Source organism: Azohydromonas australica DSM 1124, from assembly GCF_000430725.1.
Classification (GTDB): Bacteria; Pseudomonadota; Gammaproteobacteria; order Burkholderiales; family Burkholderiaceae_C; genus Azohydromonas; species Azohydromonas australica.
The window spans coordinates 98,121-125,025 of sequence record NZ_KE387209.1 but is presented as its reverse complement, the minus strand read 5'-3'; the positions used below and the strand labels follow the sequence as shown (position 1 = coordinate 125,025).

The 26,905-nt window shown below is 65.3% G+C and carries 28 protein-coding genes and 1 pseudogene; 7 read left to right on the top strand and 22 right to left on the bottom strand.

The features are described from left to right. Positions 1-33: 33 nt before the first annotated feature. On the top strand, positions 34-741 hold the full coding sequence (gene soxA, locus H537_RS0130945; protein ID WP_169517123.1) for a sulfur oxidation c-type cytochrome SoxA: 708 nt from the start codon (positions 34-36) through the stop codon (positions 739-741). Between the two features lie 128 nt (positions 742-869). Here the strand turns inward: soxA and H537_RS0130940 are convergent, their stop codons facing one another. From H537_RS0130940 to H537_RS0130855, 19 genes are all read right to left on the bottom strand, one after another. Further along, complete coding sequence (locus tag H537_RS0130940) at positions 870-1,214, bottom strand: c-type cytochrome (protein ID WP_084151062.1); 345 nt, start codon at positions 1,212-1,214, stop codon at positions 870-872. A 17-nt stretch (positions 1,215-1,231) separates the two neighbouring features. Beyond that, positions 1,232-2,911, bottom strand: a complete 1,680-nt coding sequence (locus H537_RS0130935) for a PQQ-dependent dehydrogenase, methanol/ethanol family (protein ID WP_043460783.1) — start codon at positions 2,909-2,911, stop codon at positions 1,232-1,234. Between the two features lie 62 nt (positions 2,912-2,973). Beyond that, positions 2,974-5,187 (bottom strand): xanthine dehydrogenase family protein molybdopterin-binding subunit, encoded by a 2,214-nt coding sequence (locus tag H537_RS0130930; RefSeq protein ID WP_169517122.1) that lies wholly within the window; start codon positions 5,185-5,187, stop codon positions 2,974-2,976. A gap of 65 nt (positions 5,188-5,252) precedes the next feature. Further along, the gene (locus tag H537_RS0130925) at positions 5,253-5,711 is read right to left on the bottom strand and encodes a (2Fe-2S)-binding protein (protein ID WP_029000975.1); all 459 of its coding nucleotides are present in this window, start codon (positions 5,709-5,711) and stop codon (positions 5,253-5,255) included. 59 nt (positions 5,712-5,770) lie between these two features. Next, positions 5,771-6,721 carry a Bug family tripartite tricarboxylate transporter substrate binding protein gene (locus H537_RS0130920; RefSeq protein ID WP_043460782.1) on the bottom strand — a complete coding sequence of 317 codons (951 nt, stop codon included), beginning with the start codon at positions 6,719-6,721 and terminating at the stop codon, positions 5,771-5,773. 100 nt (positions 6,722-6,821) lie between these two features. After that, complete coding sequence (locus H537_RS0130915; protein WP_051243744.1) at positions 6,822-7,751, bottom strand: tripartite tricarboxylate transporter substrate binding protein; 930 nt, start codon at positions 7,749-7,751, stop codon at positions 6,822-6,824. Positions 7,752-7,870: 119 nt separating this feature from the next. Further along, entirely contained in the window at positions 7,871-8,254 is a 384-nt protein-coding gene (locus H537_RS0130910; protein WP_029000972.1) for a carboxymuconolactone decarboxylase family protein, read from the bottom strand. 41 nt (positions 8,255-8,295) lie between these two features. Further along, positions 8,296-9,228, bottom strand: coding sequence for an NAD(P)-dependent oxidoreductase (locus tag H537_RS0130905; RefSeq protein ID WP_211235113.1), 933 nt, complete (start codon positions 9,226-9,228; stop codon positions 8,296-8,298). A 157-nt stretch (positions 9,229-9,385) separates the two neighbouring features. Next, positions 9,386-10,981, bottom strand: coding sequence for an MFS transporter (locus H537_RS0130900; RefSeq protein WP_029000970.1), 1,596 nt, complete (start codon positions 10,979-10,981; stop codon positions 9,386-9,388). Positions 10,982-10,992: 11 nt separating this feature from the next. Beyond that, a complete protein-coding gene (locus H537_RS0130895; RefSeq protein WP_043460781.1) occupies positions 10,993-11,286 on the bottom strand; it encodes a hypothetical protein in 294 nt (97 codons plus the stop codon). Between the two features lie 603 nt (positions 11,287-11,889). Further along, positions 11,890-12,726, bottom strand: coding sequence for an SDR family NAD(P)-dependent oxidoreductase (locus tag H537_RS0130890; RefSeq protein WP_029000968.1), 837 nt, complete (start codon positions 12,724-12,726; stop codon positions 11,890-11,892). Between the two features lie 10 nt (positions 12,727-12,736). After that, positions 12,737-12,883 (bottom strand): hypothetical protein, encoded by a 147-nt coding sequence (locus tag H537_RS53620; protein WP_156902043.1) that lies wholly within the window; start codon positions 12,881-12,883, stop codon positions 12,737-12,739. Positions 12,884-13,387: 504 nt separating this feature from the next. After that, positions 13,388-14,302 (bottom strand): LysR family transcriptional regulator, encoded by a 915-nt coding sequence (locus H537_RS0130885; protein ID WP_029000967.1) that lies wholly within the window; start codon positions 14,300-14,302, stop codon positions 13,388-13,390. A 107-nt stretch (positions 14,303-14,409) separates the two neighbouring features. Next, positions 14,410-15,363, bottom strand: coding sequence for a Bug family tripartite tricarboxylate transporter substrate binding protein (locus H537_RS0130880; protein ID WP_043460779.1), 954 nt, complete (start codon positions 15,361-15,363; stop codon positions 14,410-14,412). Between the two features lie 76 nt (positions 15,364-15,439). Then, entirely contained in the window at positions 15,440-16,411 is a 972-nt protein-coding gene (locus H537_RS46495; RefSeq protein ID WP_043460778.1) for an NAD(P)-dependent oxidoreductase, read from the bottom strand. A 34-nt stretch (positions 16,412-16,445) separates the two neighbouring features. Then, entirely contained in the window at positions 16,446-16,856 is a 411-nt protein-coding gene (locus H537_RS0130870) for a carboxymuconolactone decarboxylase family protein (protein WP_029000965.1), read from the bottom strand. A gap of 68 nt (positions 16,857-16,924) precedes the next feature. Beyond that, entirely contained in the window at positions 16,925-17,890 is a 966-nt protein-coding gene (locus tag H537_RS0130865; RefSeq protein ID WP_029000964.1) for a Bug family tripartite tricarboxylate transporter substrate binding protein, read from the bottom strand. Positions 17,891-17,912: 22 nt separating this feature from the next. Then, positions 17,913-18,740 carry an N-acyl homoserine lactonase family protein gene (locus tag H537_RS46490; protein WP_051243733.1) on the bottom strand — a complete coding sequence of 276 codons (828 nt, stop codon included), beginning with the start codon at positions 18,738-18,740 and terminating at the stop codon, positions 17,913-17,915. A 2-nt stretch (positions 18,741-18,742) separates the two neighbouring features. Further along, positions 18,743-19,879, bottom strand: a complete 1,137-nt coding sequence (locus tag H537_RS0130855; RefSeq protein WP_029000963.1) for a zinc-binding dehydrogenase — start codon at positions 19,877-19,879, stop codon at positions 18,743-18,745. On the opposite strand from H537_RS0130855, the gene H537_RS46485 reads away from it, so the two are divergent. Next, positions 19,878-20,087, top strand: a complete 210-nt coding sequence (locus H537_RS46485; protein WP_043460777.1) for a hypothetical protein — start codon at positions 19,878-19,880, stop codon at positions 20,085-20,087. The two genes, H537_RS0130855 and H537_RS46485, sit on opposite strands and share 2 nt — an antisense overlap. A gap of 89 nt (positions 20,088-20,176) precedes the next feature. Here the strand turns inward: H537_RS46485 and H537_RS0130850 are convergent, their stop codons facing one another. Next, positions 20,177-22,111: an aldehyde dehydrogenase family protein gene (locus H537_RS0130850; protein WP_238446870.1), complete on the bottom strand. Its 1,935-nt coding sequence runs from the start codon at positions 22,109-22,111 to the stop codon at positions 20,177-20,179. A 402-nt stretch (positions 22,112-22,513) separates the two neighbouring features. On the opposite strand from H537_RS0130850, the gene H537_RS0130845 reads away from it, so the two are divergent. Further along, entirely contained in the window at positions 22,514-22,693 is a 180-nt protein-coding gene (locus tag H537_RS0130845; protein WP_169517121.1) for a hypothetical protein, read from the top strand. Between the two features lie 171 nt (positions 22,694-22,864). Here H537_RS0130845 and H537_RS55970 read toward each other — a convergent pair. Further along, positions 22,865-23,068: pseudogene (locus H537_RS55970) on the bottom strand (integrase); the annotation flags it as partial. Here H537_RS55970 and H537_RS57115 point away from each other — a divergent pair. Both H537_RS57115 and H537_RS57110 read left to right on the top strand, forming a co-directional pair. Continuing rightward, complete coding sequence (locus H537_RS57115; protein WP_043460771.1) at positions 22,974-23,300, top strand: MmgE/PrpD family protein; 327 nt, start codon at positions 22,974-22,976, stop codon at positions 23,298-23,300. The pseudogene H537_RS55970 and the gene H537_RS57115 overlap by 95 nt on opposite strands. 59 nt (positions 23,301-23,359) lie before the next feature. After that, positions 23,360-23,524, top strand: a complete 165-nt coding sequence (locus tag H537_RS57110) for a hypothetical protein (RefSeq protein ID WP_156902041.1) — start codon at positions 23,360-23,362, stop codon at positions 23,522-23,524. 264 nt (positions 23,525-23,788) lie between these two features. On the opposite strand, the gene H537_RS46475 is transcribed toward H537_RS57110, so the two are convergent. Further along, entirely contained in the window at positions 23,789-24,691 is a 903-nt protein-coding gene (locus tag H537_RS46475; RefSeq protein ID WP_051243727.1) for a LysR family transcriptional regulator, read from the bottom strand. A 93-nt stretch (positions 24,692-24,784) separates the two neighbouring features. Between H537_RS46475 and H537_RS46470 the strand changes: the two genes are divergently transcribed. Both H537_RS46470 and H537_RS49875 read left to right on the top strand, forming a co-directional pair. Further along, positions 24,785-26,467 carry an FAD-dependent oxidoreductase gene (locus H537_RS46470; protein WP_051243811.1) on the top strand — a complete coding sequence of 561 codons (1,683 nt, stop codon included), beginning with the start codon at positions 24,785-24,787 and terminating at the stop codon, positions 26,465-26,467. Then, positions 26,467-26,892, top strand: coding sequence for a nuclear transport factor 2 family protein (locus H537_RS49875; protein WP_029000959.1), 426 nt, complete (start codon positions 26,467-26,469; stop codon positions 26,890-26,892). The genes H537_RS46470 and H537_RS49875 overlap by 1 nt, the downstream gene beginning before the upstream one ends. The last annotated feature ends 13 nt before the right edge of the window (positions 26,893-26,905 follow it).

The window sequence follows — 26,905 nt, the reverse complement described above, 5'->3', positions numbered from 1 at the left end:
ACGGCGGCCCGCGTCGCGGCCCAGGACCTACCGATGTACTCGATCGAGGGGCGCCGCTCCGGCTATACCTATCTTTCGGCAGACACACGCGCGCAACAGGACGACGAGTTCTCCAATCTGGGCATGCTGTGGGTTGAGCAGGGACAGCGGCTGTGGTCGGTCGCTGAAAGCAACGGCAAATCGTGTGTTGGCTGCCATGGCCCTGTGCAGGCGATGCGCGGCGTTGCAGCACGCTATCCCGCCTATGATGCAGTGCGGCAGCGCGTGATCAACCTGGAGCAGCGCATCAATGCATGCCGCGTCAAGCACCAGCAGGCAACGCCATTTGCCTATGAATCGCAGGAGTTGTTGGCCATCGCGGCCTTGATAGGCCGTCAATCTCGCGGCCTGCCCGTTACCGTCAAGATTGACGGACTGGCGGCTCAGAGCTACGAGCGGGGGCGCACGGCGTACTACCAGCAGCGAGGCCAGCTGGGTCTGTCTTGTGCCCAGTGCCATCAGCAGCATGCCGGTTCGCGGTTGCGTGGCGAGCTCATCAGCCAGGGGCAAATCAACGGACATCCGGTGTACCGGCAGCTCTGGCAGACGATGGGATCCACGCACCGGATGTTTGCATGGTGCAACGAAGCGGTACGTGCCGAGCCCTATGTCTACGGATCCCAGGAATACGTCGACCTCGAGCTGTTCGTGAAGTGGCTGGGCCGTGGCTTGCCGGTGGAGACGCCGGCGATCCGAAGGTAACGTAGAGCAGACGACGGCGGTCAAGGGCCGGGCAGTGGGGGTGCTGCCTGGCTATCCTCGATGGCCCGCCCAGATGATCTGTGCGGGCGAGTGGGATCAAGCTGTACCGCTCATCGGCCGCTTGGGATTCATGGCCGTTCGCCGGCCACGACGTACGCGAACAGGAAGCCGATCTCCTCCTGGCTCAACAAACTGCGCCACGGGGGCATGTTTCTTTTGCCGTTGCTGACCGACTCGACAAAGCGGCTGCGCTGGTCCGCCGGAAAGGTGCGCAGGTCGAAGACCTCACCGCCCGGTGCTTTCATGCGGGGCCCGTGGCATGACTCGCAGTTGTCGGCGTAGAGCTTGGCCCCCAAAGCAATGTGTTCCGCGGGGAACGACGTGCCGGCGGGTTGCCCGTACGCCGTGCATGCCCATACGCTGGCGCCGGCCACCAGGCAGCGAAGGAAATGCGGGAAGACGTGCATGTTCATGGTGATCGTGGGCAGGCTCAGTCTTGCAGCGCGAAAGTCCACACCGAACCGCCCTTGGGGACGTTCTTGACGACGTCGCCGTTTCGACGGGCGCCGACGCCGCCGATCCCCGAGAGCACGGTCACGTACTGCTTGCCCTTGTAGCTCCAGGTGACGGGGTTGGCGTTGATCCCGGAGGAGGTGGTGAACTGCCAGAGCTGCTTTCCGGTGTCGGCATCCAGTGCGATGAACTCGCCGGTCTCGCGCCCCGTGAAGACCAGTCCACCGGCCGTTGCCATCATCGACGACCAGTGCGTCTGGTCCTCAAGCGGCACCCTCCACTTGGGCTTGCCGCTCAACGGGTCGATCGCTTCCATGTAGCCCCACGGCTCTCCCGGCTCCTTCTCCATGCTCAGATCCCGGTAACCCGTCCAGCGCTGGCCGGGCTTGTGTTCACCCGTCACGCCGCCAATGTTGTACGTCATCCACATGTTGACGGTGTTGGCATAGAGCACGCGCTTGTTCGGGTCGAACGCCGCGTGCGCCCATGGCTTCACGCCGATCGCACTCGGCCAGACCTTGGGACTCTCGCCCGCAAGCACTGCCTTGGTGACTTCGGACTCCACGGGCCGGCCGGTCTGGAGATCGATCTTGCTGGCCCAATTGACGCGGCCGAACGGATTGGCCGCCAGCAGCTTGCCATTGGCCCGGTCGAGCACATAGGCAAAGCCGTTCTTGTTGAGCTGCATCACTACCTTGTGCTTCTTCCCGTCGATCGGAAGATCGCCCAGGATCATCTCGCCCACCGCGTCGTAGTCATACAGCTCTGCGGGCGTGAACTGGTAGTGCCAGACCAGCTCACCGGTTGTGGGCCGTACCGCGATCACCGAGCAGGTGAAGAGGCTGTCGCCTCCCCGTTGCTTGGGGTTCCAGGGGGCTGCGTTGCCGGTGCCCCAGTACACCAGGTCCAGGTCCGGGTCGTACGAACCGGTGATCCAGGTGGATGCGCCACCGGTCTTGTAGGCACCTTCGACACCCCAGGTCTCACCACCCTTTTCCTCCGGTGCAGCCGTGGTGTGGCGACGCCAGAGCTCCTTGCCCGTTGCCGGATCGAAGCCGGCCAGGAACCCGCGGACACCGAACTCGCCACCCGAGATGCCGGTGATCAGGACGCCGTTGGCTACCACGGGCGCGCCGGTGATCGAGTAGCCTTCCTTCCAGTCGACGACCTTGGTCTTCCAGATCCGCTTGCCCGTCTTCTTGTCCAGGGCCTCAAGATGGGCATCCAGGGTCCCGCGCAGCACCATGTCCTTGTACAGCGCGACCCCTCGGTTGGAAACACCGCAGCACACCACGCGCGCAGTATCGGCATCGAATTCCGATGCGGTACGCCACAGCTGCTTGCCCGTCACGGCGTCAATCGCGACAGTCCACTTGGGATTGCTCACGTACATGACGCCGTCCTGCACGATCGGCTGCGCCTGCTCGCCGAAGTCGTTCTCGAGCGAAAGTGACCAAGCCGCCTTGAGCTTGCCGACGTTGCGCTTGTTGATCTGGTCAAGCGTCGAGTAGCGTTGCTGGCCATAGCCCATGCCATAGGTCAGGACGTTGGCGCCTCCACCGTCGCGCTTGAGGTCTTCGTCGGACTGGGCGTGGGCCGTCGTTGCCAGGAGCAGGGCGGCGCATGCCGCCACCGGGAGGTGGGAGATGAACTTCATACGGTGTCTTGGAATGGTGCTTCTGAATAGTGTGGTGGAGGGTGCGGACTGCTCTGTTTGCCTCATGACCAACTGAGGTCGTGCATGCGGAACGGCATGGAGCGCAGGCGCTTGCCGGTCGCAGCGAAGATCGCGTTGCCCAGGGCCGGGGGAACGGCTCCCATCGGGGACTCTCCGATCTCTGCCATGCGCTCATGACCGGAAACGCCCCCAAAATGCACGTTGATGCGCCTCGGGGCGTCAGCGATCCGCAGCATCGGGTACTCGTGGTAGTTGCCCTCGACGATGCGCCCGTCCTGGACGGTGAGTCGCTCGTTGAGCGCCGAGTTGAGCGCGAAGATGGCGCCGCCTTCCATCTGGGAGACGATGCCGTCCGGGTACCCGACACGACCTGGGTCGAGTGCAATGTCGATCGAGTCGACGCGGACCAGGCCCTGCTTGCTCACCTCGACGGTCACGACGGCTGCCAGCGTCACGCCGGCCTGTGGCTTGCCCCCCATGCCCCAGTTGGCGATGGCAATGCCCTGGCCCCAACCCACTGGCAGCTTGCGCCCCCATTTCGCCTTGGTCGCCACTTCCTTCAGGCACTGCGTCCAGCCTGGATCGGGCCACTTCGAGAACAGCTTGAGCCGGTATTCCAGCGGGTCCACGCCGGCAGCCACGGCGCACTCGTCGATGAAGGTCTCGGTGGCAAACGCGTTGACGTTCATGCCGGGTCCGCGGTAGGGACCGCCCATCACGTGCAGCGGCACCACCCGCGACTCGACTTGCACGTTGTCGACCAGGCCGGAGGAAAGCGGACCATCGCTGAGGTAGCGCACGTAAAAACCAGGCGAACCGGCCACGCGCACGTGGAATGCTGATGGAAGACCATTCGAGTCCAGCCCTGCGCGCAGCTTGACGGTTTCGATGGGGCGATAGCGGCCCTGGCGCATCGTCTCCTCGCGCGACCAGATCACCTTGACCGGCCGGCCGGGATACTTCTTCGCCACCGCGACCACCATGCGCAGGTCATTGCCGTACGCACGGCGGCCGAAGCCCCCGCCGACAAAAGTCTGGTGGATGAAGACCTTCTCCGGCGGCACCCCGGTTTCCTGGGCCGCGATCATGTGGCCCTGCTGCGCTTGCTGGGTGGGATGCCAGACGTCAACGCGCTCGGGCGTGACGAGCGCGGTGCCGTTGAGCGGCTCCATCGTCACGTGGTCAGCGAACGGCGCGTGGTAAACGGCCTCGACGGTCCTGGCTGATTTCTCCAGCGCCTCCAATGCATTGCCCCGGCTGACCTCGGTCTTCTCGCCTTCCTGTTCGATGGCGCTGTTCAGGGCCTTGTCTATCTGGTCCTGCGTCTTCCATTGCGCGCCGGGGCCGTCATCCCATTGCACAGGCATCGCTTCCAGCGCCTTTCGTGCCTGCCAGTAGTGCTCCGCGATCACGGCGATAGCGCTCTGAGGGGCAGACTGGCCGACCGGGAACGGCAGCAGCTTGGGATCCACCTGTGGCCTTGGCTCGGTGGGATCGACCACCGCGACACCGAGCACGCCAGGCATGCCGCGGACCTTCTCGAAATCGTAGCTCTTGAGCTTTCCACCCTGCACTGGCGACTGCATCAGCGCGGCGTAGACCATGTCGGGCAAGGTCACATCGATCCCGTAGACCGCTTTGCCAGTGACGATCTGGGGTTGCTGCACCTTGATCGGGCTGGCCTTGCCCAGGAACCACCAGTCCTTGTGCGGCTTGGGCGTTGGCTCCGCATCGAGTTGGATGGTGGCTGCCGTCTCCGCCAGTTCGCCGAAGCTGGCCTTGCGCCTGCTGCTTACATGCGTGATGACGCCATCCCTGACTTGCAACTCGGAACGCGGCACCCCCCAGGTCCGAGCTGCGGCTGCCATCAGGCGCTCGCGCGCGCTGGCAGCGACCTGCAGCAAGATCTCCATCCGCTTGGGCGCAGTGGAGCGGCCGAAGTAGGTCAGGTAACCAATCTCCTTGGAATAGACATGCCCTTCGACGAAATTGCGATTGGCTGGAGCGTACTCGGCCCGCAGCTTGTTCCAGTCGCAATACAGCTCTTCCGCCACCGTCATCAGTTGCTGCGTCATCACGCCATTACCGAGGTCGGGCGCGGTTACGCGTACGGTGACGAGGCCATCGCGTCCGATAGTGAGCCAAGGTGAATACTCGGTGGTGTTGGCGGCACGTGGCTGGCCACCCCACGGCTGAGGATTCACGGAGCCGACTGCGGCTGATGCCTCGGCGGACCAGGTGATGCCCAGTGCCATGCCACCGCCTACCGCAGCTGCACTGATCAGGAACTGTCTCCGGTTGTGTCCCATGTTTTTCCTCTTCAAGCTTTGATTGACTGTGCAGCCTTGTGGATGGCGGCCCGCACGCGCGGGTAAGTTCCGCAGCGACAAATGTTGCTCACATGGGCGTCAATGTCGGCGTCGGTCGGCCGCGGATTGCTGCGCAGAAGCGCCGCGGCGGCCATCAGCATTCCGGACTGGCAGTAGCCACACTGGGCCACGTTGTTCTCGACCCACACCTTCTGCAGCGCATGCGAGCCGTCTGTCGACAGCCCCTCGATGGTGGTGATCTGCTTGTTCGCCACCGCTTGCAGCGGCACCTGGCATGAACGCACGGCGGTCTTGTCGATGTGCACGGTGCAAGCACCACATTGCGCAATGCCGCAGCCGAACTTCGTGCCCGTCATGCCGAGGTGGTCACGCAGGACCCAAAGCAAAGGCGTGTCCGCGTCGGCGTCGACCGACTTGCGCTGTCCGTTGACAATCAGATTGGTTGCCATGATGTCCCCTTGGAGATAGATGAAGACGCCGCTGCGATGCCGGCTCGCACCGCATTCGGCTAGTTGCTGTCGAGGCGGATGTTGGCCGCCTTCACAATGGGCGCCAGACCGTCCGTTTCCTTCTTGATCAGCGCCGTGAACTGTTCGGGCGTGGATATGAACGGCACCAGGCCCTGTGCCTCGAGGGCGTTCCTGATGCCGGGTGTGCTCAGGATCGCGGTCATCTCCGCCGACAGCTTGTCGATAATGGGTTTCGGAGTGCCTGCGGGCGCAAAGAGGCCCAGCCAGGCCCTCTCCTGGTAGTCCGCAAGGCCCGCTTCGCCGAAGGTCGGGACCTCAGGCAGGGCGGCCACACGGCTCTCGGCGGACACTGCCAGCGCCTTGAGCTTCCCGCTCCTGACATGCGGTGCCACGGCGCTGACCGAATTCCAGGAGACCTGCACCTGTCCGCCAATGAGCTCCGCCATGACCTGTCCACCGCCCTTGTAGGGGATGTGCTGCATGCGCACCTTGGTCATGGCGCTGAACACTTCGCCCGCGATATGGGATCCCAGGCCTACGCCGGAGGAGCCGTAGTTCAGTTCGCCGGGCCTTGACTGGGCGTATGTGATGAACTGCCGCACCGAGCTCACCGGAAGCGACGGATGTGTCACCATTACGAAGGGCGTGTAGGCCACTGTTCCCACAGGGGCAAAGTCCTTGATCGGGTCGTAGGGCAGCTTGGATGCGACCAGGGGCACCAGCACGTGCGAGCTCGAGACGAACAACAGGGTGTAGCCATCGGGCTGTGCCTTGGCGACGGCGTTGGTTCCGATGATCGTGTTGGCACCGGGTCGGTTCTCGACGATGACCGGCTTGCCAAGGCGCTCCCTGAGCTTGTCGGCCAGCAGGCGTGCGCCGGTGTCCACGCTGCCGGCCGGTGTGGTCGGCAGAATGAGCTTGATTGGCTTGTTCGGATAGTCCAGGGCGGGCACATGCTGGGCCGCCGCCAGCGACGTCGCAGCGGTCATGAGCAGGCTCAAGACAGACCGCATTGATCGCTGACCTCGGATCATGGTGTTCCGGCCGATGCCTTGCATGACACCTGTTATGCACATGGGGACCTCGTGTTCAATCGGCCCGGATGTTGGCCTTCCTGACCACCTGGACATACTTCTCGGACTGCGCCTTGAGGAAGTTCGTGAACTGCTCGGGCGACTCGCTGGCGACCAGATCAACGCCCTGCGCCTCGAAACGGCTGTGCAGCTCCTGTTGCTGGACTACGTTGCGAACTGCTTCGTTCAGGCGTTTGAGGATCGCCGGAGGTGTTCCGCTGCGTGCGACAAGACCATTGAAGATCGCGGCTTCGTAGCCGGGCAGGCCGGCTTCGCTGACCGTCGGCACGTCGGGAAGAACTTGGGAGCGAGCCGAGGTCGTGACACCCAGTACCCGGACGGCGCCGGACTTGATGTGCGGTAGCGAGGTGCTGACGGTATCGAACAGCATCGAGATGCGCCCACCAATGACATCAACCAGCGCCGGCGCGTTGCCCTTGTAGGGTACGTGCGTCATGCTGATGCCTGCCTGCAAGCTGAAAAGCTCTGCCGCGATGTGGCCGCTGTACCCGGTCCCGGCAGAGCCGTAGGTGAGCTCTGCCGGGCGCTTCTTGGCCAGCGCGATCAACTCCTTGACGGACTGGGCCGGTACGGCTGGATTGACCACCAGCACCTGCGGTACCGAGGCGTACATGCTGACACCGACGAAATCCTTCAGCGGGTCGAACCTGGCCGTTCGCACGATCGCTGGTGAATAGAGAAACGAATCTGCGATGGCAAGGTACGTGTAGCCGTCGGCTGGTGCCTTGGCCACGAAATCGACAGCGATGTTGTAGTTGCCGCCGGGACGATTCTCAACCACCACGGGCTGTCCGAGCTGCTCCTGCAGGCGCTGCGCAATATTGCGCGTCACGTTGTCGAGGTTGCCCCCGGCCGCTGCCGGTACCACGATCAGCAGCGGCTTGGACGGAAAGGCCTGGGCAACAGCGTCCGAGGCGAGGCCCACGCCTATGGCAAGCACAGATGCAAGTGCAACCGTTCCTATCAGCACAAGGCGTCTAACGGGCCGCATTAACTGTGCGCGCATGGCAAGGGACCTCTCCGCGTGTGTCGATGTGATTCGCTTCAGCTGATCAGCTTGCGCTCGCGCAGAACTTCCTCGGCGACGCGGAAGGCCTCGCCCGCGGACGGCAGACCGCAATAGACGGCTGCGTGCAGCAGGATCTCGCGAATTTCTTCGAGAGTGCAACCGTTGTTGATTGCGCCTTCGACATGGTGTGCGAGTTGTGCCGGGCGGTTCAGCGCGGTCAGCATCGCGATGTTGAGGATGCTGCGCAGCTTGCGATCGATGCCCGGGCGCGACCAGGTTCGGCCGAAGCAGACCTCTTCGGAGTAGTCGAACAGGGCGGAATTGAAGGCGTTGCGTTTCTTGTCCTTGCCTTCGACGTATCCGTCGCCCATCAGCTCGTTCATGATCTTGCGGCCGGCTTCCTTGGTGTTCTCGCTCATGTGGTTCTCCATGTCAGGTTGCAAAGGTAGGAAAAAATGGTTCAGCCGCGTGCCAGCGTCTGCTTCACCTGCTCCGCCGTGAGCTTGATCGTCACGTCGGCACGCTCGTTCTGGAGCTGCATGGGCAGTCGTGCGTCGCCGTCAGCCCAGCCGCGCTCGATCGCTTCGCTGAAGTCACGGAACGCCGCCTCGGTGAACTTCATCGGCACGCCGAGTTGCTCGGCCAGTTCAAGGCCAAGCGTGAGGTCCTTGTGGGCCAGACGGACCGTGAAGGAGGGTGGGTCGTACTTCGACTGCAGGTACTGGTCGCCGATGCGGTCAAAGGTGCGCGAGCGGCCGACCGCCCCCATTCGCATCGCATGCCACAGCTCGGCCGGTTCGACGCCCGCCTTGACGCCGAGAGTGAACACCTCAGCGATCAGCAGGCGGATCGAGAAGCTGGCGCAGTTGTGCACGAGCTTCGCGCTGTTGCCCGCGCCCACTGAGCCGACATACATCACCTCGTCGCCGATCGCGTCGAGCACATGCTTGTACCGGTCGAAAACGTCGCGATCGCCACCGACATAGATCGCCAGCTTGCCCGATCGCGAGCCGGCAGGCCCACCGCTGACCGGTGCATCGAGCATGGCGATGCCTTTTTCCGCGAAGCGCTTCGCCGTCTCGCGCACAACGGTAGGCGAGTTGGTCGACACGTCGAACCAGACGGTGCCCGGCTGCATGGCGTCAAGCAGCCCTCCCTGGTTGAAAGCCACTGCCTGCATTTCCTTGGGGCCCGGCAGCGACGTGAAGACCACCTGCGCCGAACGAGCAACGTCGCTGATCGTTTCGGCCCAGGTCGACCCGGCGGCAAGATGGGGCTCCGCAAGTTCCTTGCGAACGTCATGAACGACAACGTCGTGCCCTGCCTTGCGCAGGTTCAGCGCCATGCCGGCTCCCATGGAGCCGAGACCGATGTAGCCTACTTTCATATTCATCCCGTCACTGTTGAAAAAGTGTTGTTCATATATACGAACAACATGTCGGCGCTATGAACAGATGGTAGGGCGCTTACGAGCAGATGACATCAGGGTTTATGCGGTCGGGCCTCAGGATCCAGTCCACGGCGTGTGGACCGTGGTCGCGATCCCCGGCTCAACCACGGGTCGTCTGCATCACGTAGCGCGTTACCCGCGGAGGTACTGTGCCGCGGTGCAGTGACCGCCGGCGAGTGCGCAACTGAGCGTCACCCTTGGTGAGTCGTTGGTGCCGTCTGGTTTGCTCCACCCAGTTCTCGTCAACGAAGTACTCAACGTAGCGGCAAGGGTCGTCAACCATCTGGAGCAGCCCCCAGGACAGGGCACCACCGCGCAGCCGAGCTCTGCGACTGTGCTGCATGAGCTCGGCAAACTCGCTGCTGTCACCGGGATCGATCAGGTATTCGATCGTCACCATCACTGGCCCGACCTGCGCCGTCGACGTTGAGTACGTGGCCCATTCCGCGGCTGGGTCCAGCGGCTTCATCTCGTCCGTTGGGTTGTCGCTGAAGTGCTGGTGACGAATGGCCCATAGCAGTGCAAGGCCGACGACGGATGAGATGGCCAGGGTGATGGGTACATCGGTGTAGCGAGCGACGATACCCCACAGTGCTGCGCCTGCTGCACTGCCGCCCATGATCGTCATCAAGTACATCGACATCCCGCGTGCCCGAACCCAGTCCTGCAATGCGAATTGGGCACTCGTTGCGAGCACGTTGGACACGGCCATCCAGGCTGCACCCGACGGAATCATTGCGACCAGCGCAATGGGGGTGTTTGCAACGTACGCTGTAGTCATGGCCGATGCGGCATAGACGGTCGCGCAGGCGTGCACCATCGATCGTGGACGGATGCGCGAGCGCCAGCGCGGCAAGACCATGGCGGCGCCCACCGCGCCGATGCTCATGGACGCCATCAGCAGGGTGTACGTGGTCTCGCCCCCACCCAGACTCTTGGCTACCAGCGGCAGCAGCGCCAGCAGGGCGGTCGTTTGCAGGGAAAACGCAAAGCTGTGCCAAAGCACAGCGCGCAGCGGTGGCGACTGGGCGGCGTACCGCAGACCCACGCGCATGGCGCCGAAAAACCGCTCGACGGGCAACGTGCTGGTACGCGGTGCAGGCCGCCATTGCCCAATGACCGCTGCCGATGCAAGCGACAGCACGGCGTTCAAGGCAAACACCCAACCCGTGCCGAGCCAAGCCATCAGGGCTCCTGCAACCATTGGGCCGATGGTGCGGGCCGCATTGGCCGCCAGCCCGTTGAGTGCCACGGCGCGTGCGAGATCTTCCTTGGGCACAAGCTCGGGGACGATAGCGGAGTAAACCGGCCAGCGCAGGGCCAGCCCGGCTCCGTAGGCCAGCACGAAAACGAGCAGCACCGTGGGTCCAATGATCCCTGCCCACACCGCCGCTGCAAGCAGCGTGGCGACGACGGTGACCCACAGTTGCGTAGCGATGAACCATCGGCGCCGGTCAACAATGTCGGCCATGGCACCGCTGGGAAGGGCCAGCAAGAATGCTGGCAGGGTTGCGGCTGTACGCACCAGTGCCACCAGCACCGGATCATTGGAGAGTGTGCTCATCAACCAGGCTGCCGCCAGCTCGTTCATCCACATGCACACGTTGGCGGTGAGCCAGGCGAGCCAGAGCATGCGGAAGATGCGATGGCGCAGCGGCCCCCACGCGCTGGCAGCCGGTCGGGGCGGCAGGTCCATCAGCGGTCCTGTCACTTGCGCTCGAGCATTGGCTGCAAGGCGTCCACCAAAGAGCGGACGGTGACGCCGGCGCGTTCATTTTGCAGTGGCATCGGCCAGATGGGTTCGAGCTCATCGCGGCCACACTTGCGGGCATCGGTGTCGTGCGGGCCGGCCGCATCCGCTGGCGCTGTGCTGACCGCCCGATGGTGCGGCTGTGCGCTCTGCTCGCACGGGCCCTGAACGGCGAAATCAAAGCCGGCCTTGCAAGAGTGTCGCGAGCTCCCGGAGCCCGTTACGCCCAGGTCGATGAATCCCACCGGCATGCTTGTCTCCTTGCGGCTCATGACCCAGGTGTCACTTGGCTACGTTCGTGGTGTTCGCATATAGGAACACTAAATCGTATATGCGTTAACATGGTAGTGCTCCAAGTGGAGGGATGTCAATGTGGATGGCCCTTGATGGCGTCATCGGAAAGTCCGAGAGGTGTCCACGTTGGGTCCGGGAAACGCGCATGGCCATGCCACCTTGGCATTCCCGGGCAGTTCATCATCGCGAGGTGTGCAATGCCAAGTCGCGAATCGCGGGTGGACCGATCGCGACTGCCGTACGGCGATGCTCTTGCCACAGGAGCGTGCGAACGTTCAGATTCAGGTGGATCCAGCTGCGATCCAAGAGGTTCTTCAGTAAATTGGGTGCCCAGGCCGCGAGTGACAGATCGCCTGCCGACAGTTCCCACTGACGGCAACTCTTGCATGCCGCACACGGGCGCATGCTGAGGCAGCGTCGCTATGACGCGCTCAAGAACTTCACTTGATCACCCAACTGATAAGAAACCCCGATTCCCTGTCAACGTGAAAACGAAATGCGATGCCTGTGAGCACTGAAGCGTCCGACCCGCGCCGGGCGGCACGGGTCACTTCAAGCGACTATGGCTTGTCCGGCGTCATCGGGCGGGAGGGCTTCGGCACCATGTTGAGCAGGGTCTGCGTCAGGCCCCCATCGACAAGGATGTCTTGCCCGTTGACATAGCCGGCCCGGTCGCTGGCCAAGAACGCGACCGCATTGGCCAAGTCCACCGGATCGCTGATCCGGCCAACCGGAACGAGTTGTCTGCGCTTTCCTCCGATTTCGGGGTCGCTGTAAATGGCCTCGCTGGCCGGCGTGCGCACCCAAGCGGGAGAGACAGAATTGCAACGGATGCGATGCTCCGCCAATTCGAGGGACAGCATCCGCGTCATCATCATCAGGCCCGCCTTGCTTACGCTGTAGGCGCCTCCCAAGGGGCGCGGCATGTGGCCGCAAATCGACGATACGTTGACGATGCTGCCGCCGTGGCCCATGGCAACCATCTGTGCCGCGAATGCACGTGTGCATATCAGTGCACCGGTCAGGTTGACACCGAGCATGCGGTTCCACAATCCGAGGTCAGCGGTCATCAGCGCTCCGGTGCTGCCGCTCACGAGGGCGGCGTTATTGACGAGCACTTGGCAAGGACCAAGTTCGTTCGCCACCAGTTGAGCTGCTGCGGCTACCGCCGATTCGTCTGCCACGTCGGCAACGACCGCAACGGCCTGCCCTCCGGCCCCACGGATGCTGGCTGCCACTGAGCCTGAGGACTTCTCGTCTCGATCAAGAACGGCCACATATGCCCCCAGCAATGCCAGTTCGCGCGCCACTCCTTCGCCTATGCCGCTGCCGGCCCCAGTGACGACACAGACACGTCCGGCAAGGCCCAGCCAGCTGTCCGATCCATCGTTTGCCATGTTTTTTCCTTCAGTGTGAATGCTGATGTGCAACGCGCTCGACAAAGGCGTCGAGTTCCCGTCTGGCCATATCGTTCGCCTCGAGACTGGCGATCTGACCGATATCCGGGACACGCTTGATGTTTGCGTTGGCTTCCCGCAGGGACGCCACGTCCATGTTGGGGTATGCATGCTTGGCATTATCAAAACGAGGCGGCTTTTGATACCGGTGTCCGACGAATGTGGCAACAGCACAGGGCCTGGACTGCGCCAAACTTGCGGATGCAGTGGCCTGCATCCCAGAGTGCGGAGTCAAATTGAAGGCCTGAAGGAACGCCAGTCCTGGCCACGCCGCCGAATGCACCACACCTGATCGCGCAACGCTGCGTCACTTCGTCGCGTGAACACAGCTGGAAAGCCATTCGGGATGAAAGGGCCGAACTCGGGCCTATCGACGAGCGCTGCCATGCGCCCGAAACCCCTGCCGTCAGGCGCCTCGAAATACCGTCGCGACAGCAACGGCAAGGCCAATCAACCACGGCGCAGACCAAGGACGAACTCGACAACATGGTTTACCGCGCCTTGCACCGCCTGCAGCGTTGTCCTGGCCTTTCTTAGACCTTCCCAGGTTCCTCTCGTCGGCCGGAGCTACGGTGATCGGGGTGCAGCAAGCGTCCCGAGATCACTGGCGTTCATGGCTCACAGGGCACATGTCCGGCCAGACATTGCGTGCGGCAACAAGGAAGGCGCCGATCAGCGGGTCGTTGGCACGGTTGATCAGGTGCGCGAGCAAGAGAGGGAATTCCGCACGGGCAATGGGAGAGGCCGCAATGCTGCCTTGAGCAAGCCCGTGCACGACGTGCTCCTCGCGCACGAGCATGAGACCCACACCGGCATCAAGCATGGCGCGGCCGAGCACCGGACTGTTGAAGCGGGCGACGATATCGGGTTCAAGACTACGCGCCTCGAACATCGTGCGCAGCATCGTGGAATACGAGGGGCTGCGTTCAACTGGGGCGATCCATGGCAGGCTCGCAAGCTCAGCCCAACTCGCACTTTCAATCTTCTCTTTCCAGGCCGCAGAACCGGCCACTCGGAACGCCACGGTCCTGAGCTTGTAGTAGACGAAATCCGGATCGGCCGGAGGGTCGATGAGCAATCCCAGATCCAGCTCACCCGTCTTGAGTCCATGCCGTGCGCTGTTCGTCAACCGCGCATGCAGCTCCACTTGGACCAATGGATGCGCCGCTCGCAATGCGGCCACGGTCTGGCCGATTCTGCTGATGGTGGGCTCGTTGTCCGAGCCGATCACCAGCTGTCCTTCGACCTTGCCGTGGACCTCGAGCGCGAATGAGGTGAACAGCGTTGCCTCGTTCAGGAGCGCCTTGGCCTTGCGAAACAAGAGCTGGCCTGCACGGGTGAGTTCGAGGTTGCGGTTGGTGCGAACGAACAGCTGGGTTTGCACCATGCTTTCAATGGCGCGCACGTGCGCACTTGCCGCTGACACGCTGATATGCAACCGTTCGGCCGCGCGGGTGAGATGCTGCTCCTCGGCGGCAGCGACAAAGGTCCGCAGCGGCACAAGATCAATGAGCATAGTCGCCTCCAGGTTCGCCTCGGATTAGTTCGATACGTCATCCTAATCCGCTCGCACAACCTCTTTCGCGCGCTGTTTTCAGGCAAGTCGTCGAGGCTGCCGGATCGCTACGGCCGCTGGCTTTTCACGAGCTTGCCCCACTTCTCTACTTCCGCGCGTTGCATCGTGGTCAATTGCTCTCCGGACAGGTTCAGAGGCTCGATGCCGTACTTGGCAAGCGCTTCCAGCACGACTGTGGTCTTGGATGCCTTCTGCAGGATGTCAAGCAGCGCACTTGAGATTGCCGGGGATGTCTTAGCCGGTGCATAGGTGGCAAGCCAGGATGTGAACGAGTAATTGGGAAGTCCTTGTTCCCGCAGGGTCGGCACATTGGGCAGATCCTTCAGGCGCGACGTGCTGCTCACCCCCAACGCTCGAATCCTTCCGGAGTTGTTGAACGCGTTCGCGCTCAATACCGTTGCGAACGCCATGTCCAACTCGCCGGAGCTCACGGCAGTGAGGACTTCGCTCTGTGTCTTGTAAGGCACCGGCAGCAACCTGATCCCGCCATACTGCTCCAGCATCTCCGCTGCCATCCGACCGGTGGTCGAAAAGCTTCCGAACGAGTACTTCCCGGGGTTTGCACGTGCCGCGGCAACGAACTCCTGTGCCGTCCTGAACGGACTCGCCGCTCCAACGTACATGACCAGCGGTATGGTGCCGGCCCCCGCAAGAGGGACGAAGTCGGCCACGGGATCGTAGGGAATGTTCCGCAGCATCAGCACGTTGAGCACTTGCGTCGAGTTGCTGGTCATCATGATGGTGTATCCGTCCGGCGGTGCTGCCTTGGCCGCCTGTACACCGATGACGCCTTCAGCGCCGGGCTTGTTCTCAACCACGACGCTCAGCCCGGACACTTCGTTGATGCCACGCTCGTAAGCACGGGCCAGTAGATCGGCCGTGCTCGTGGCACCGGAGGGCACGATGATACGTAGCGGCCTGGACTTGTCCGGAAAAGTCTGTGACCAGGATGACCCGGCACAGAGCAGCAGCCCGACCAAGACGTAACGCAGCAGTTTCATTGGGTCTCCTTGCTTGATTGGAATATGCACGCCGAAAAGCCAAAGCCCCCGCCAATGCTGGGCTAGGGCCAGATGTCTAGGCAGACTCAGACCCGCCAGCGGGCGGGTCCTCGAGCAGCACCTCGCGAATCGCGGCCGGATCCACCTGGATGCGCACACCGGCGCGCTCCTGTGGCAGCAGTGCCACGCAGCGGCCGTCTCGGGCTGACCAGCCGCGGTTCACCGCCTCTTGCAGGTCCGCCAGCGCCAGGTTGGCAAAGCGCATCGGTACGCCCAGGTTGCGGGCCAGACCGGTGGCAACCAGCAAGTCCTTGTACATGATGGGCAACACCGCATTGGGCGTGTCGAACTGTGCCGGCAGGATCTCGTCGACCAGGCCGTCAAAGGTGCGGCGGCGGCCGATGGCGCCCTGGCGCACCGCCTTCCACAAGGCCAGCGGGTCGGCGCCGGCCTTGACGCCCAGCACGAAACCCTCAACGATGGCCGCCTGTGTTGCCTGGCTGATGCAGTTGTGGACCAGTTTCGTGACCAGCCCGCTGCCCGCCGCGCCCACGTGCACCGGGCTGTCGCCCATGGCGCGCAGGACCGGCTCGAAGCGCCGGTAGGCCGCGGCGACGCCACCGACCCAGATGGCCAGTTGCGCCCGCGCAGCGCCGGCCGGGCCGCCGCTCACGGGTGCGTCGAGGAAATGCGCGCCGCGTTCGCTGCAGGCTGCATGCAGCCGCTGCACCAGTTCCGGGGTGCTGGTCGACATCTCGAACAGTGCGTTGCCGGGTCGCATGCCGGCCAGCACGCCCTGCGGTCCCAGCACGACGGATTCGATCACGGCCAGGCCAGGCAGACACGTGAAGACCACGTCGCACTGCGCCGCGAGCGCGCACGGCGTTTCGGCCCACACCGCGCCCGCGTCGCAATGCACCCGCGCCGCCTCGCGCCGGAGGTCGTTGACGACGAGCGGATAGCCAGCGCGCTGCAGGTTGGTGGCCATCGGGGCGCCCATGAGGCCAAGGCCGATGAATCCGACGGTGGGTAAGTGGAGGGACGTCATGCCAGGCTGGCGCGTATGCAGTGGCGCAATGGATTCACAGCTGTTTCGCGCTGGCGGATTCGGACTGCAATTCATTGAAGACCCGGGTCGCCACCACCAGCGCGGCGCGGGCGCGCGGGACCCCGATGTAGGGCCAGCAGTGGATCAGCCCCTCGATGATTTCGTCCTCACTCCAGCCATGGTTGCGGCAAAACCGCACGTGCAGCGCCAGGGCGTCCGTGCTGCCTTGAGCAGTGTCACAGATCATGGTGATCAGCGAGCGTGTCTTCAAGTCCAGGCCGTCGCGCGTCCATAGCTGCGCAAACAGGACCTCCTGGCAGACGTCGCCGAATTTTTCCATGTGCTTGTCGGTGTAGACCTCGCGATCAAGCTTGTCGGCACAGACATCACCGACGAGTTCGCGGCGGACCGCGCGTCCGCGGGCGAGTAGTTCAGCATTGGGCATGGGATTCTCCTTCGTTGCGGTTGGTGTCAAGAGGGACCTGGTGATGTCGGACCGTCTTCGTCCCTCGGTCATTGCGGCTTGATGCCAGCGTCCTTTACCCAGCGGCCCCACAGGCCGATCTGCTCCTGGTTGAAGGTCATCAGGCGATCGGGGCTGGACGATGTGGCGGGAATCATTCCCGCGCTGGCAAGGTATTTCGCCATCTCGGGATCGGCCATTGCCTTCAGAAGACCTTGGTGGAGGCGCTGGCCGATGTCGCGCGGCAGCCCCGCCGGTGCGTAGACCGCAATCCAGGACGCATAGTCGTAATCGGGAAGCCCCAACTCGGCCAGCGGTGCGACGTCCGGCATGCTGGCCAAGCGCTGGCGCGAGGTGATGCCAAGCACGCGCAGCTTGCCGCTTTGCAGGTGGGCGGCGGCCACCACCGGGTCATTCATCATGAAGTCCAACCGACCGCCGAGCAGGTCCGTGGTGGCCTGGAGCGTGCCAGCGTAGTTGACGCCCACGGCTTCGAAGCCACCCTGGACCTTCAGGAGCTGCGCGGCCACCAGGGTGCCGGAGTTGCCGATGCCGTAATTCAGCTTGCCGTTCTTCTCACGGGCGTAGCGCAGGAACTCCTGCAGGTTCTTCACCGGCAGCTCCGCGTTCACCACCAGCAGCAGCGGATTCAGCGAGAGTTGGGTGAGCGGGGTGAAGTCCTTGATCGGGTCGTAGCCCAGGTCCTTCATCGTGTGCACGCTCGCGGCATGCGAGGAGTTGCCGGCCAGCAGCAGCGTGTAGCCGTCCGCCGGGGCCTTGGCAGCGGCGCGCGAGGCGATAGCGCCCTGTGCGCCGGGCTTGTTCTCCACCACCAGCGGTTGGCCAAGGAGCTTGCCGAGAGGCTCGCCGACGCGGCGAGCCATGGTGTCGCCGGCGGACCCGGGAGCCACCGTCGCGATCATCTTGATGGGGCGGTTGGGGTAGGCGCCCTCAGCGTGCACGCCGCTGAAGGCCAGCAGTGAGGCCGCGGCGAGGACCAGAGCTTTGCGTCGCAAGGATGTCTCCTGGGTTGCTGCGTCACTGCGAAAGGCGGGCTTCCAGCACCGCCATGTCGGGTTCCACATCCAGCCGGGCCACCGCCCCTTTCAGTTCGGGACGCGGAGGCGGATACATCTCCAGCACCAACGGATCGTGCCCGGGTACCAACCGGTCCAAACCGCCCGCGAGTTGGCGTGCGCGGTCGAACGAATCCATCATTTGCGGCACGTCCACCACCAGCGGGAACGGTCGCCGGTGCACCACGTTCTCGAAGTAGTGCGCGGCGTCGGACAGCAGCAGCACCCAGCCCCGCCGGGTGTGCACGCGCACCGCCTGCAGGCCAGGCGTGTGGCCGCGCAGCGGTTGCAGTTCGATGCCGGGCGTCAGCTCGAACGGGCCGTCGTGGAAGCTCACCCGTTCGGCGTAGGTGAGGCGCACCACGTCAACGATGTCTTCCACCTCGTAGGGCAGGCGAAAGAAGGCGCTGCACATCGATCGGCCCGTGGCGAAACGGATCTCCGGCTCCTGGAGGTGGAAGCGTGCTGCCGGGAAGCGTTGGAAGTTCCCGGCGTGGTCGTAGTGCAGGTGGGTGACCACGACGTCGCGCACGGCGTCTGGATCGACCCCGACCAGCTTCAGCGACTCAACCGGGCAGCGCAGGAACTCGCGGTTGCGCCGCTTGGCCGTCTCCCGCGAGAAGCCCATGTCGACGACGATGCTGCTCTCCTTACCGACGGCCACCCAGACGAAATAGTCCATGTCCATCGCAGCCTCGTGTGGATCGCCGAGGAGAAAATGGTCGCGGCGCATCGCGGGCCGGCGCGCATAGCGGATCGCGTAGAGCTCGTACTCGGGCAGGGCGGCCATCGTCAAGCTCCGTGCGGCAGCAGGATCTGACGCACCACGCCGCCGCCGTGCAGCAGGTCGAAACCTTCGTTGAGCTGGTCGAAGCCGATGTGGTCGCTACGAAGCCGGTCGACCGGCAGCCGCCCGCGCAGGTACAGGTCGGCATAGCGTGGAATGTCATCCTGCGGCACGCCGCCGCCCATCATTGAGCCGCGCAGCACTTTCTCCTCGGCCACCCAGGGCAGGTGGGCCACGGTGAAGGTAGCGGTGGCCTTGCCAAGCCCGACGCCCACCACCTCGCCGCCGCGCACCGTGATCTTCTGCGCCATCTCCAGGGCCGACAAGTTGCCGGAGACCTCGAAGGCGAAGTCGACGCCGCCATCGGTAAGGTCCAGCACCTGCTGCACCACGTGCGGATCGCGCGCATCGACGCAATCGGTGGCGCCCACGGCGCGGGCGAGATCGAACTTGCCTGGCAGCACGTCGATGCCAATGATCTTCGAAGCTCCGGCCTCGCGCGCCGCCATCACCGCCGTCAGGCCGACACCACCCAGGCCGATGACGGCCACCGAGGCACCTTGCCGCACCTTGGCGCTGTTGAACACCGCACCGGCGCCGGTGACAACGGCGCAGCCGAACAGCGCGCCGACGTCGAAAGGCACGTCCTTGGGCAGCTTCACGAGTGCCTGTGGCACCACCACGGCGTACTGCGCGTACACGGAGATGCCGCTGTAGTGGTTGAGCCGGCCGCCATCGAGCAGGCGCAGGCGGCGAGCGCCGGTAGCCAGCAAGCCTTCGTTGCGGGCGCCGCTCACGGCCTGGCACAGGCCGGGGCGGCCCGACACGCAGGTTCGGCACTTGCCGCAGCCTGCCACGGCGGCCATGGCCACGTGATCGCCCGGCTGGCACTCCGTGACGCCGCGGCCGACTTCCCGCACGATGCCGGCTCCTTCGTGGCCGCCAACGATCGGTAGCGGCCGCTTGCGCAAGCCCTCCACCACCGACAGGTCGGAGTGGCACAGGCCGGCGCCGCGGATCTCCACCAGCACTTCGCCTTCGCCCGGCCCTTCCAGCTCGACTTCCTCGATGCGGAAGGGCCGGCTCTGGGCGAAGGGCGCCGGCAGGCCCTGCTCGTACATGACTGCTGCGGTCATCCGCATGGTGTTCTCCTGGCTGACTGTTGATACGTTCGCGCTGCCGCGCAGCCCGGCCGCCTACAGCGGCGATCGGGGCAGCTTTCAAAAAGACCGCCGTGGGCGCCGCATTGCAGGTGCGCCCGACACGGTGGCCGGCGCCGAGCGCGGCCAGTTCAAGGACGACTCCTCGGTTGAGGATGTACCTGTTCGTGGGTGCAGAGAGGCGCAGTGAGATGTCGTCAACGGATCAGTCCTGCCTGGAGGGTGATCCGACTGCAGCAGGCCCTTCGTGCGCCGATCTGATCTGCAGGCTATCGGCGTTCAGTTGAGGACGAAGAGTCGTTCCTCGGTCATGTCGCGAATTGAGAACTTCGGGCCCTCGCGGCCCATGCCGCTATCCTTCACGCCGCCGTAAGGCATCTGGTCGGAGCGCCAGCGCGAGGTTGCGTTGACGATCACGCCTCCGGTACGCAAGTTGCGCATGGCGGCCAGCGCCAAGTCCAGCGAATTGGTGAAGATGCCGGCTTGCAGGCCTAGCGGGCTAGCGCTGATGGCCTTGAACAGGGGATCGATGTCCTCGTAGGGCTGCACGCTCATGGCCGGTCCGAAGATCTCCTCGCACACCGCCGGCATCTCCGGCTGCACGCCGGTGAGGATGGTGCCGGTCAGCTGCGCACCCTCGCGCTTCCAGCCGCGCACGGCGCGCGCGCCGCTGGCTACCGCACCTTCGAGCATGGCTTCGACGCGGCGGGCGGCTTCCTCGTCAATCAGCGTGCCGACCTCGGTAGCTAAATCCAGCGGGTCGCCCAAGCGAATGATGTCCATCTCGGCGCACAAGGCGTCCAGGAAGCGGTCGTGGACCTTGCGGTGCACGAACACGTTCTGCACCGAGGCGCAGCTCTGTCCGGCCAAGGCCATGGCATTTCGAGCACTGGCCTTGGCAGCAGCGAGCACATCGGCATCGTGGTGCACGAAGGTAGGGCCCACGCCGCCAAGCTCCAGCGCGACACGTTTCATGCCCACTGCATTGCGGATCAGCTTGCCGACGCGCACGGAGCCGGTGAAGCTCACGAAGTCGACCCGCACATCCTTCACCAGTTGCGGCGCGACCGCGTCGCCGTAGAGCGTGTTCACCGCGCCGGCCGGTACGCCAGCTTCCAGCAACGCTTCGATGAACAGGTGCACGCACAACGGTGCCTTGGGCGATGGCTTGAGCACCACGCAGTTGCCAGCGGCCAGCGCGGGACCGACCTTGTGCGCGGCCAAGTTGACGGGGCTGTTGAACGGCGTGATAGCGGCCACCACGCCGACCGGGTAACGCATCATGAAGGCGAGCTTGCCGGCGCCGATGGTGGTCCCGTCCATCGGAATGTGCTCGCCCTGGATGCGTATGGCCTCCTCGGCGCACAGGCGCAGCAGATCGGCAGTGCGCTGGGTCTCGACGATGGAGTCGCGCAGCGCCTTGCCGGTCTCGCGCGTCATGGCACGGGCGATGGGGTCGACGCGCTGAGTCAACTTGTCGGCCGCCCGTCGCAGCAGGGCGGCACGCTCGTGACCAGGGATGGCAGCCATGATTGCGCGGGCGTCATGCGCAGCGCGCAGCGCGTCGTCGCAGTCGCGCGCCGTGGCCATGGGAGCGAGGGCGACTACCTCTCCGCGGTACGGGTCGCGAACCTCCTGGTAGTGCTCGGCGTCGCGCCAGGTGCCACCGATGTGCATGGGGATGCGTTGGGGCTCGGGCCTCGGGGCTTCGTTCATGTGTCTCCTGGCATTGCGGCTGCTTCGGAGCAGTCTAGGAAAGCCTCTGGGGCGCGTCCATGGCGATTTCTGGAAGCCGGTTTTCAGGAACCATGAACTCTGGCCTCGGGTAGCGGCTTGCTCCTCTTCCAGCACCCGTCTTGCACCAGGGCACCCGAGCCCAGTGCGATGCAGCGGCGGGCCGCGTCGAGCCGACTGGTGCCGCGCTGGTGTGGCCAGGCCAACTGCTCCAACGTGCGCCGTGGTCATGCCCGGTTGCGGCACAGGCAAGCGTCGCGCTTGCATGTCAATGGGAGCCGGGTGCCCCAGGCAGGGACACTGGGCCAGCAACCGGTGGTAAAGCCCGTGCACCCAGCGGCTGCGAAGTCCGCCTGCCGGGCAGGCGGCACTCTTCACAGTGCTGATGGCACTGACCGGCAGCCGCGCTCCGTCGCACTGCCAGCCTGTCATGCGCTTGCCAACCGCACGCAGCACCTGTACCAGGAGATCCAGCACCATGGCGATACACCATCAAGTACCAATAGCGCTGAAGTCATGCGTTGCCCCGCGGTGGCGTCATGCAAACCGCGGCTGAGCCAATATTCGGGCGGCGCTGACAGAAAGCCGTGATCTACCGCGTCATCCCGGCCAGCAGCCGCACCCGGGTGGCGGCGGAGACCTTGCGCCACTGGCTCAAGGACTACCGGAGTGGCGGCTTCGACACGCTTTTCCCGAAGGGCCGGTGCGTTCGGTGCGGTCACGCGCGCAGTCACAGGCCACAGCCGACGTTCTGCTGAGCCTCAAGCAAGAGCAGCCGCATCTGTCGATTACGCAACTGATCGCTGCCCTGGGACCGACCCCCCCGAGTCAGCTGGACCCGCGGCTTTGACGGTGCATCGGCTGCTACAGCGTGCCGGGCTGATGGACCGCACCGCGCAGGACGGCCCCGGCGACCAGGACCGATGGCGCTTCGCCTTCGCGCATCCAGGCCAGCTGTGGATGAGCAACGCCATGCACGGCCCGAGCGTGATGCTGTCTGGCCCGCGCGTGCGGGGCAAGTCGGTGATGGGACGCCGCCGGCTTCGGCGAGCGGAAGTGTAGTCACCGGCTGACGGGATGGCAGGTGCAGCAACGAATTGGCATCGGTGAAGGGCGTTCCGGTGTGGCAGGTGGCGCAGCGTCCTGCACCGTCGAAGACAAGCTTGCTACGCGCCGCCGCGGTGGCGTTGAAGCTGCCCGCCGCCTCAGGCGGTGCTTGCAGCGACAGCTGGTAGGGGCAATCGAATGGACGCACCCACTCACCTTCATGCCGGCAACCGGGTTAGCCAGCACGTAGCGATGCTCGACCAGCCAGCGAAACAGCGCCTCCAGCACCGACACCGTGTACTTGATAGAGCGCGCGGACAGCGCCCTGGCGAACGGCCGCCACTCGGGCGAGTGGCGCGGGCGTGGCGGTCCGATCCAGCGCGCGGCGGGCCCGCAGGCAACCTTCGAGGGCGCAGACGGTTTCCTGCGCGTCTACCTGCGCGGGCAGTGCGACAGCCAGGCGCTGCGCGATGGCCTGGGCCGCCGCTGCACCTTCCCGCAGGTCGGCTTCAAGCCTTGTCCCTGCTGCCGCCCGAACCACACCGCGATCAGCGCCGCGCTTGCATTGCAGGCCTCGATCGCCGCCGCATGCAGGGCATCCGGCGCGTGCGCATCGGCCTGAACCGGCTTGCCTACGAAGCGGCCTGCCTGCCGCTGTAACTGCGGGCGGCGCCGCGCTCGGTGGTGCAGGCGCAGTTCAGCAGCCCCTACACGGTGGCGGCGGCACCGGTCGATGGCGGCGTGCAGCTGGCGCACTTTTTCGAGGCAGCGCTGCAGCACACCGACCCGCAGACGATGGCGGCGTGGGGGGAGCCACATGTCGACGAGGAGGTCGAGCGCGAATAGAGCGGCAAGGTCTCGCCCGCCGCCGTGCGGGTGGAGCTGGGCGACGGCAGCGCCCATGGCATGCGCATCGAGCTGCCCCTGGGCCACCCCAGCCCCCCCTGAGCGCGGCGGATTTAGACGCCAAGGCAGCGACCGTTTCCAGCGCCGCGGCGCGGCCGATGCGCGAGGACGCCTGGCGCGAGCTGCGCCGGATGGTCGACGGGCTGGAATGCCTGGCGGATGGGCGCGCCCCGCTGGCCGCGCTGACGGCTCCGCGAGCGCGCCTCAAGCGTCGGCCGCGCCGAACTCCAGCGCCATCAGGCGCGCCCGCAGCCAGCGGTTGGCCGCGTCTTGGTCGACGCGGCTGTGCCAGAACTGACGCACATGTGCCTGCGGCAGCGTGAAGGGCAGGGGCATCGTCTGCAGGCCGCGCGCAGCTTGCATGGCGCGCCGCGGCACGGTGGCGATGAGGGAGGTGGCGGCCACCACTTCGACGGCCGTGTGGTACTCCGCCACACGCAGCGCCACGCTGCGGCGCCGGCGCCGGCGGGCGAGCTCGCGATCCACCTGCGCATCCGCGTTGCCGGAGGCGATGGCGACGTGGCGCGCCGCCACGAACTGCGCCAGCTTGATCTCGCCGCGCAACTGCGGGTGCTGCGCGGACGCAATGCAGCAGTAGCTGTCGTGGAACAGCCGCTGCTGGTGAAAGCCCGCCGTGAGGAAGGGCAGGTGGCCAATCGCCAGGTCGGCGCGGCCCTCCTGCAGCGTGCGGGCGTACTGCTCGTGCGGCAGCTGCACGGCCTCGAGCACGACGTGGGGCGCCTCGGTTTCCAGCACCTGCATCAGCGGCGGCAGCAAGGCCGCCGCGCCAACGTCGGAAGTGAGGACGCGGAAGGTGCGCTCGAGGTGGCGCGGGTCGAACTCCGTGCGCTGCTCCAGGGCCTGCTTCAGGTGAGCCAGGGCTTCGCGCACCGGGCCGATCATGGCGTCGGCCAGCGCCGTGGGCGCCATGCCGTCGGCGGTGCGCACGAACAGGGGGTCGTCGCAGGCCCGGCGCAGCCGCAGCAGGGCGTTGCTCATGGCCGGCTGCGACAGGCCGACGACCATCGCCGCGCGCGACACGTTGCCTTCGGCGTGGATCGCGGCGAACACGCGCAGCAGGTTCAGGTCGAAGGTCTGCAGATTCACGGCTTGAATAGTACATCGCTCCACAATCCATTGGACTGTGAATGGGCCGGCAACGAAGATCACTGCATCTGCAACGAACCCGTGCTCTCACCCATGTCCTCCGCCACGCCCGCATCCGACCAGCCCACCTGCACCCCTGTCCTCGTCGTCGGCGCCGGCCCGGTGGGCCTGGGCATGGCGCTCGAACTCGCCTGGCGTGGCATCGACTCGACGCTGATCGAGCAGGGCGATGGCAGCATCGCGCACCCGCGCACCGGCCTGATGGCAGTTCGTACGATGGAGCTGCTGCGCCGCTGGGGCCTCGCCCATCGCATCCGCAACTGCGGCTTCCCGGACGACTACGAACTGTCGATGGTGTTCTGCACCTCGCTCAATGGCCTACTGCTGGCGAAGGAGCCTTACCCCAGCATGCGCGACACGCCCACCCCGCCGGAAACGCCGGAGAAGAAGCAGCGCTGCCCGCAGCTGTGGATGCAGCCGATCCTGGCCGCGGCCGTCCAAGAGCAGCCCCACGTGGACATGCGCCACCTGCACCGCCTGGAAGGATTCACGCAAGACGAGACGGGCGTCACCAGCCGCGTGGTGGACGCGCGCACCGGCGCCACCCGGGAGATCCGATCGGACTACCTGCTCGCCTGCGACGGCGCGGCCAGCGCCGTGCGCACCGAGTTGGGCATCCCGATGACGGGGCGCCTCCTGAGCTACTCCATCAACATCCTGATCCGCGCGCCGGGCCTGGCGCGGCAGCATCGCATGGGTGAGGCGGAACGCTACCTGTTCGTCGGCCCGGAAGGCACCTGGGGCAACCTCACCGTCGTCGACGGCAACGAGATCTGGCGCCTGACGGTGCTGGGCTCCGACCAGAAGCTGGACCTGGCCGATTTCGACGCCGCCCACTGGGTGCGCCGCGCCTTCGGCAGCGCCGACATCGCCTTCGAGGTGCTGGCGGTGGACCCGTGGCGCCGCAGCGAGATGCTGGCCGAGTCCTATGGCCGCGGCCGCGTGTTACTGGTGGGCGACTCCGGCCACACGATGTCGCCCACCGGCGGCATGGGCATGAACACCGGTATGCAGGAGGTGCTGGATCTCGGCTGGAAGCTGCAGGGCGCCCTGCAGGGCTGGGCCGGCCCGGCCCTGCTGGCGAGCTACGAGGTGGAGCGCAGACCGGTCGCGGCGCGCAACATCGGCTTCTCCACCCAGAACTTCAAGGCCTGGCGCGACGTGCCCGACACCCGCGCGGTCTGCGACCAGACGGCTGAGGGGGCCCGCGTGCGTGCCGAGGTCGGACAGCGGTTGGCAAACTCCACCCGCGTCGAATGGGAGTCGCTGGGGCTGCAGATCGGCCACCGCTACGAAGGCTCGCCGATCTGCGTTCCGGACGGCACGCCCGCCACGCCGGACGACTACTCGGTGTATGTGCCGACCGCCCGCCCCGGCTCCCGAGCGCCGCACGCCTGGCTGGCCGACGGCCGCTCCACGCTGGACTTGTTCGGCCGCTCCTTCGTGCTGCTGGCCTTCGGCGCCGGCGCAGACACGCGGGCGCTGGAGCGGTCCTTCGCCGGCCGCGGCGTGCCGCTGGCCATCGAGCGCATCGAGGATGCACGCATCGCCGCCCTGTACGAGCGTGCCCTGGTGCTGGTGCGGCCCGACGGGCACGTGGCCTGGCGCGGCGACGCCGTGGGGGAGGCCGAATCCATCGTCGACGTCGTGCGCGGAGCCTCGGCCGGCACGCAAGCGGCGCCCGCCGGCGTCCCGGCCGAAATCGTGGAGGCATGATGGCCAGCATCGAGGAACGGCTCACCGCGCTGGAAGACCGCACCGCCATCAGCGAGCTGCGCTCCCGCTACTGCTGGTATACGGTACGCGGCCTGCGCGACGAAGTGGTCGAGCTCTTCACCGAGGACGGCGTGTTCCAGAACGCCCGCAATGGCGAGAGCGTCGAGGGCAAGGCGGCCTTGCGCGAGTACTTCGAGCGCATGCAGCCGGCTCGCCGCATCCCCCTGGTCATGAACGAGGTTACGCACCTGGCCGGCAACGAGGCGGAAGGCACCTGTGCCATGACGTCCGTCGGCGAGGGCGCCTTCTGCGGCCACTACATCGATTCGTTCCGCAAGGTAGAGGGGCACTGGCTGTTCAGCGCGCGCAGCTTCTTCCCCTATTGGCCGGTCTACCAGCCGGACGCGCAACGCGTCCACCCTTGAACACATCCAAGGA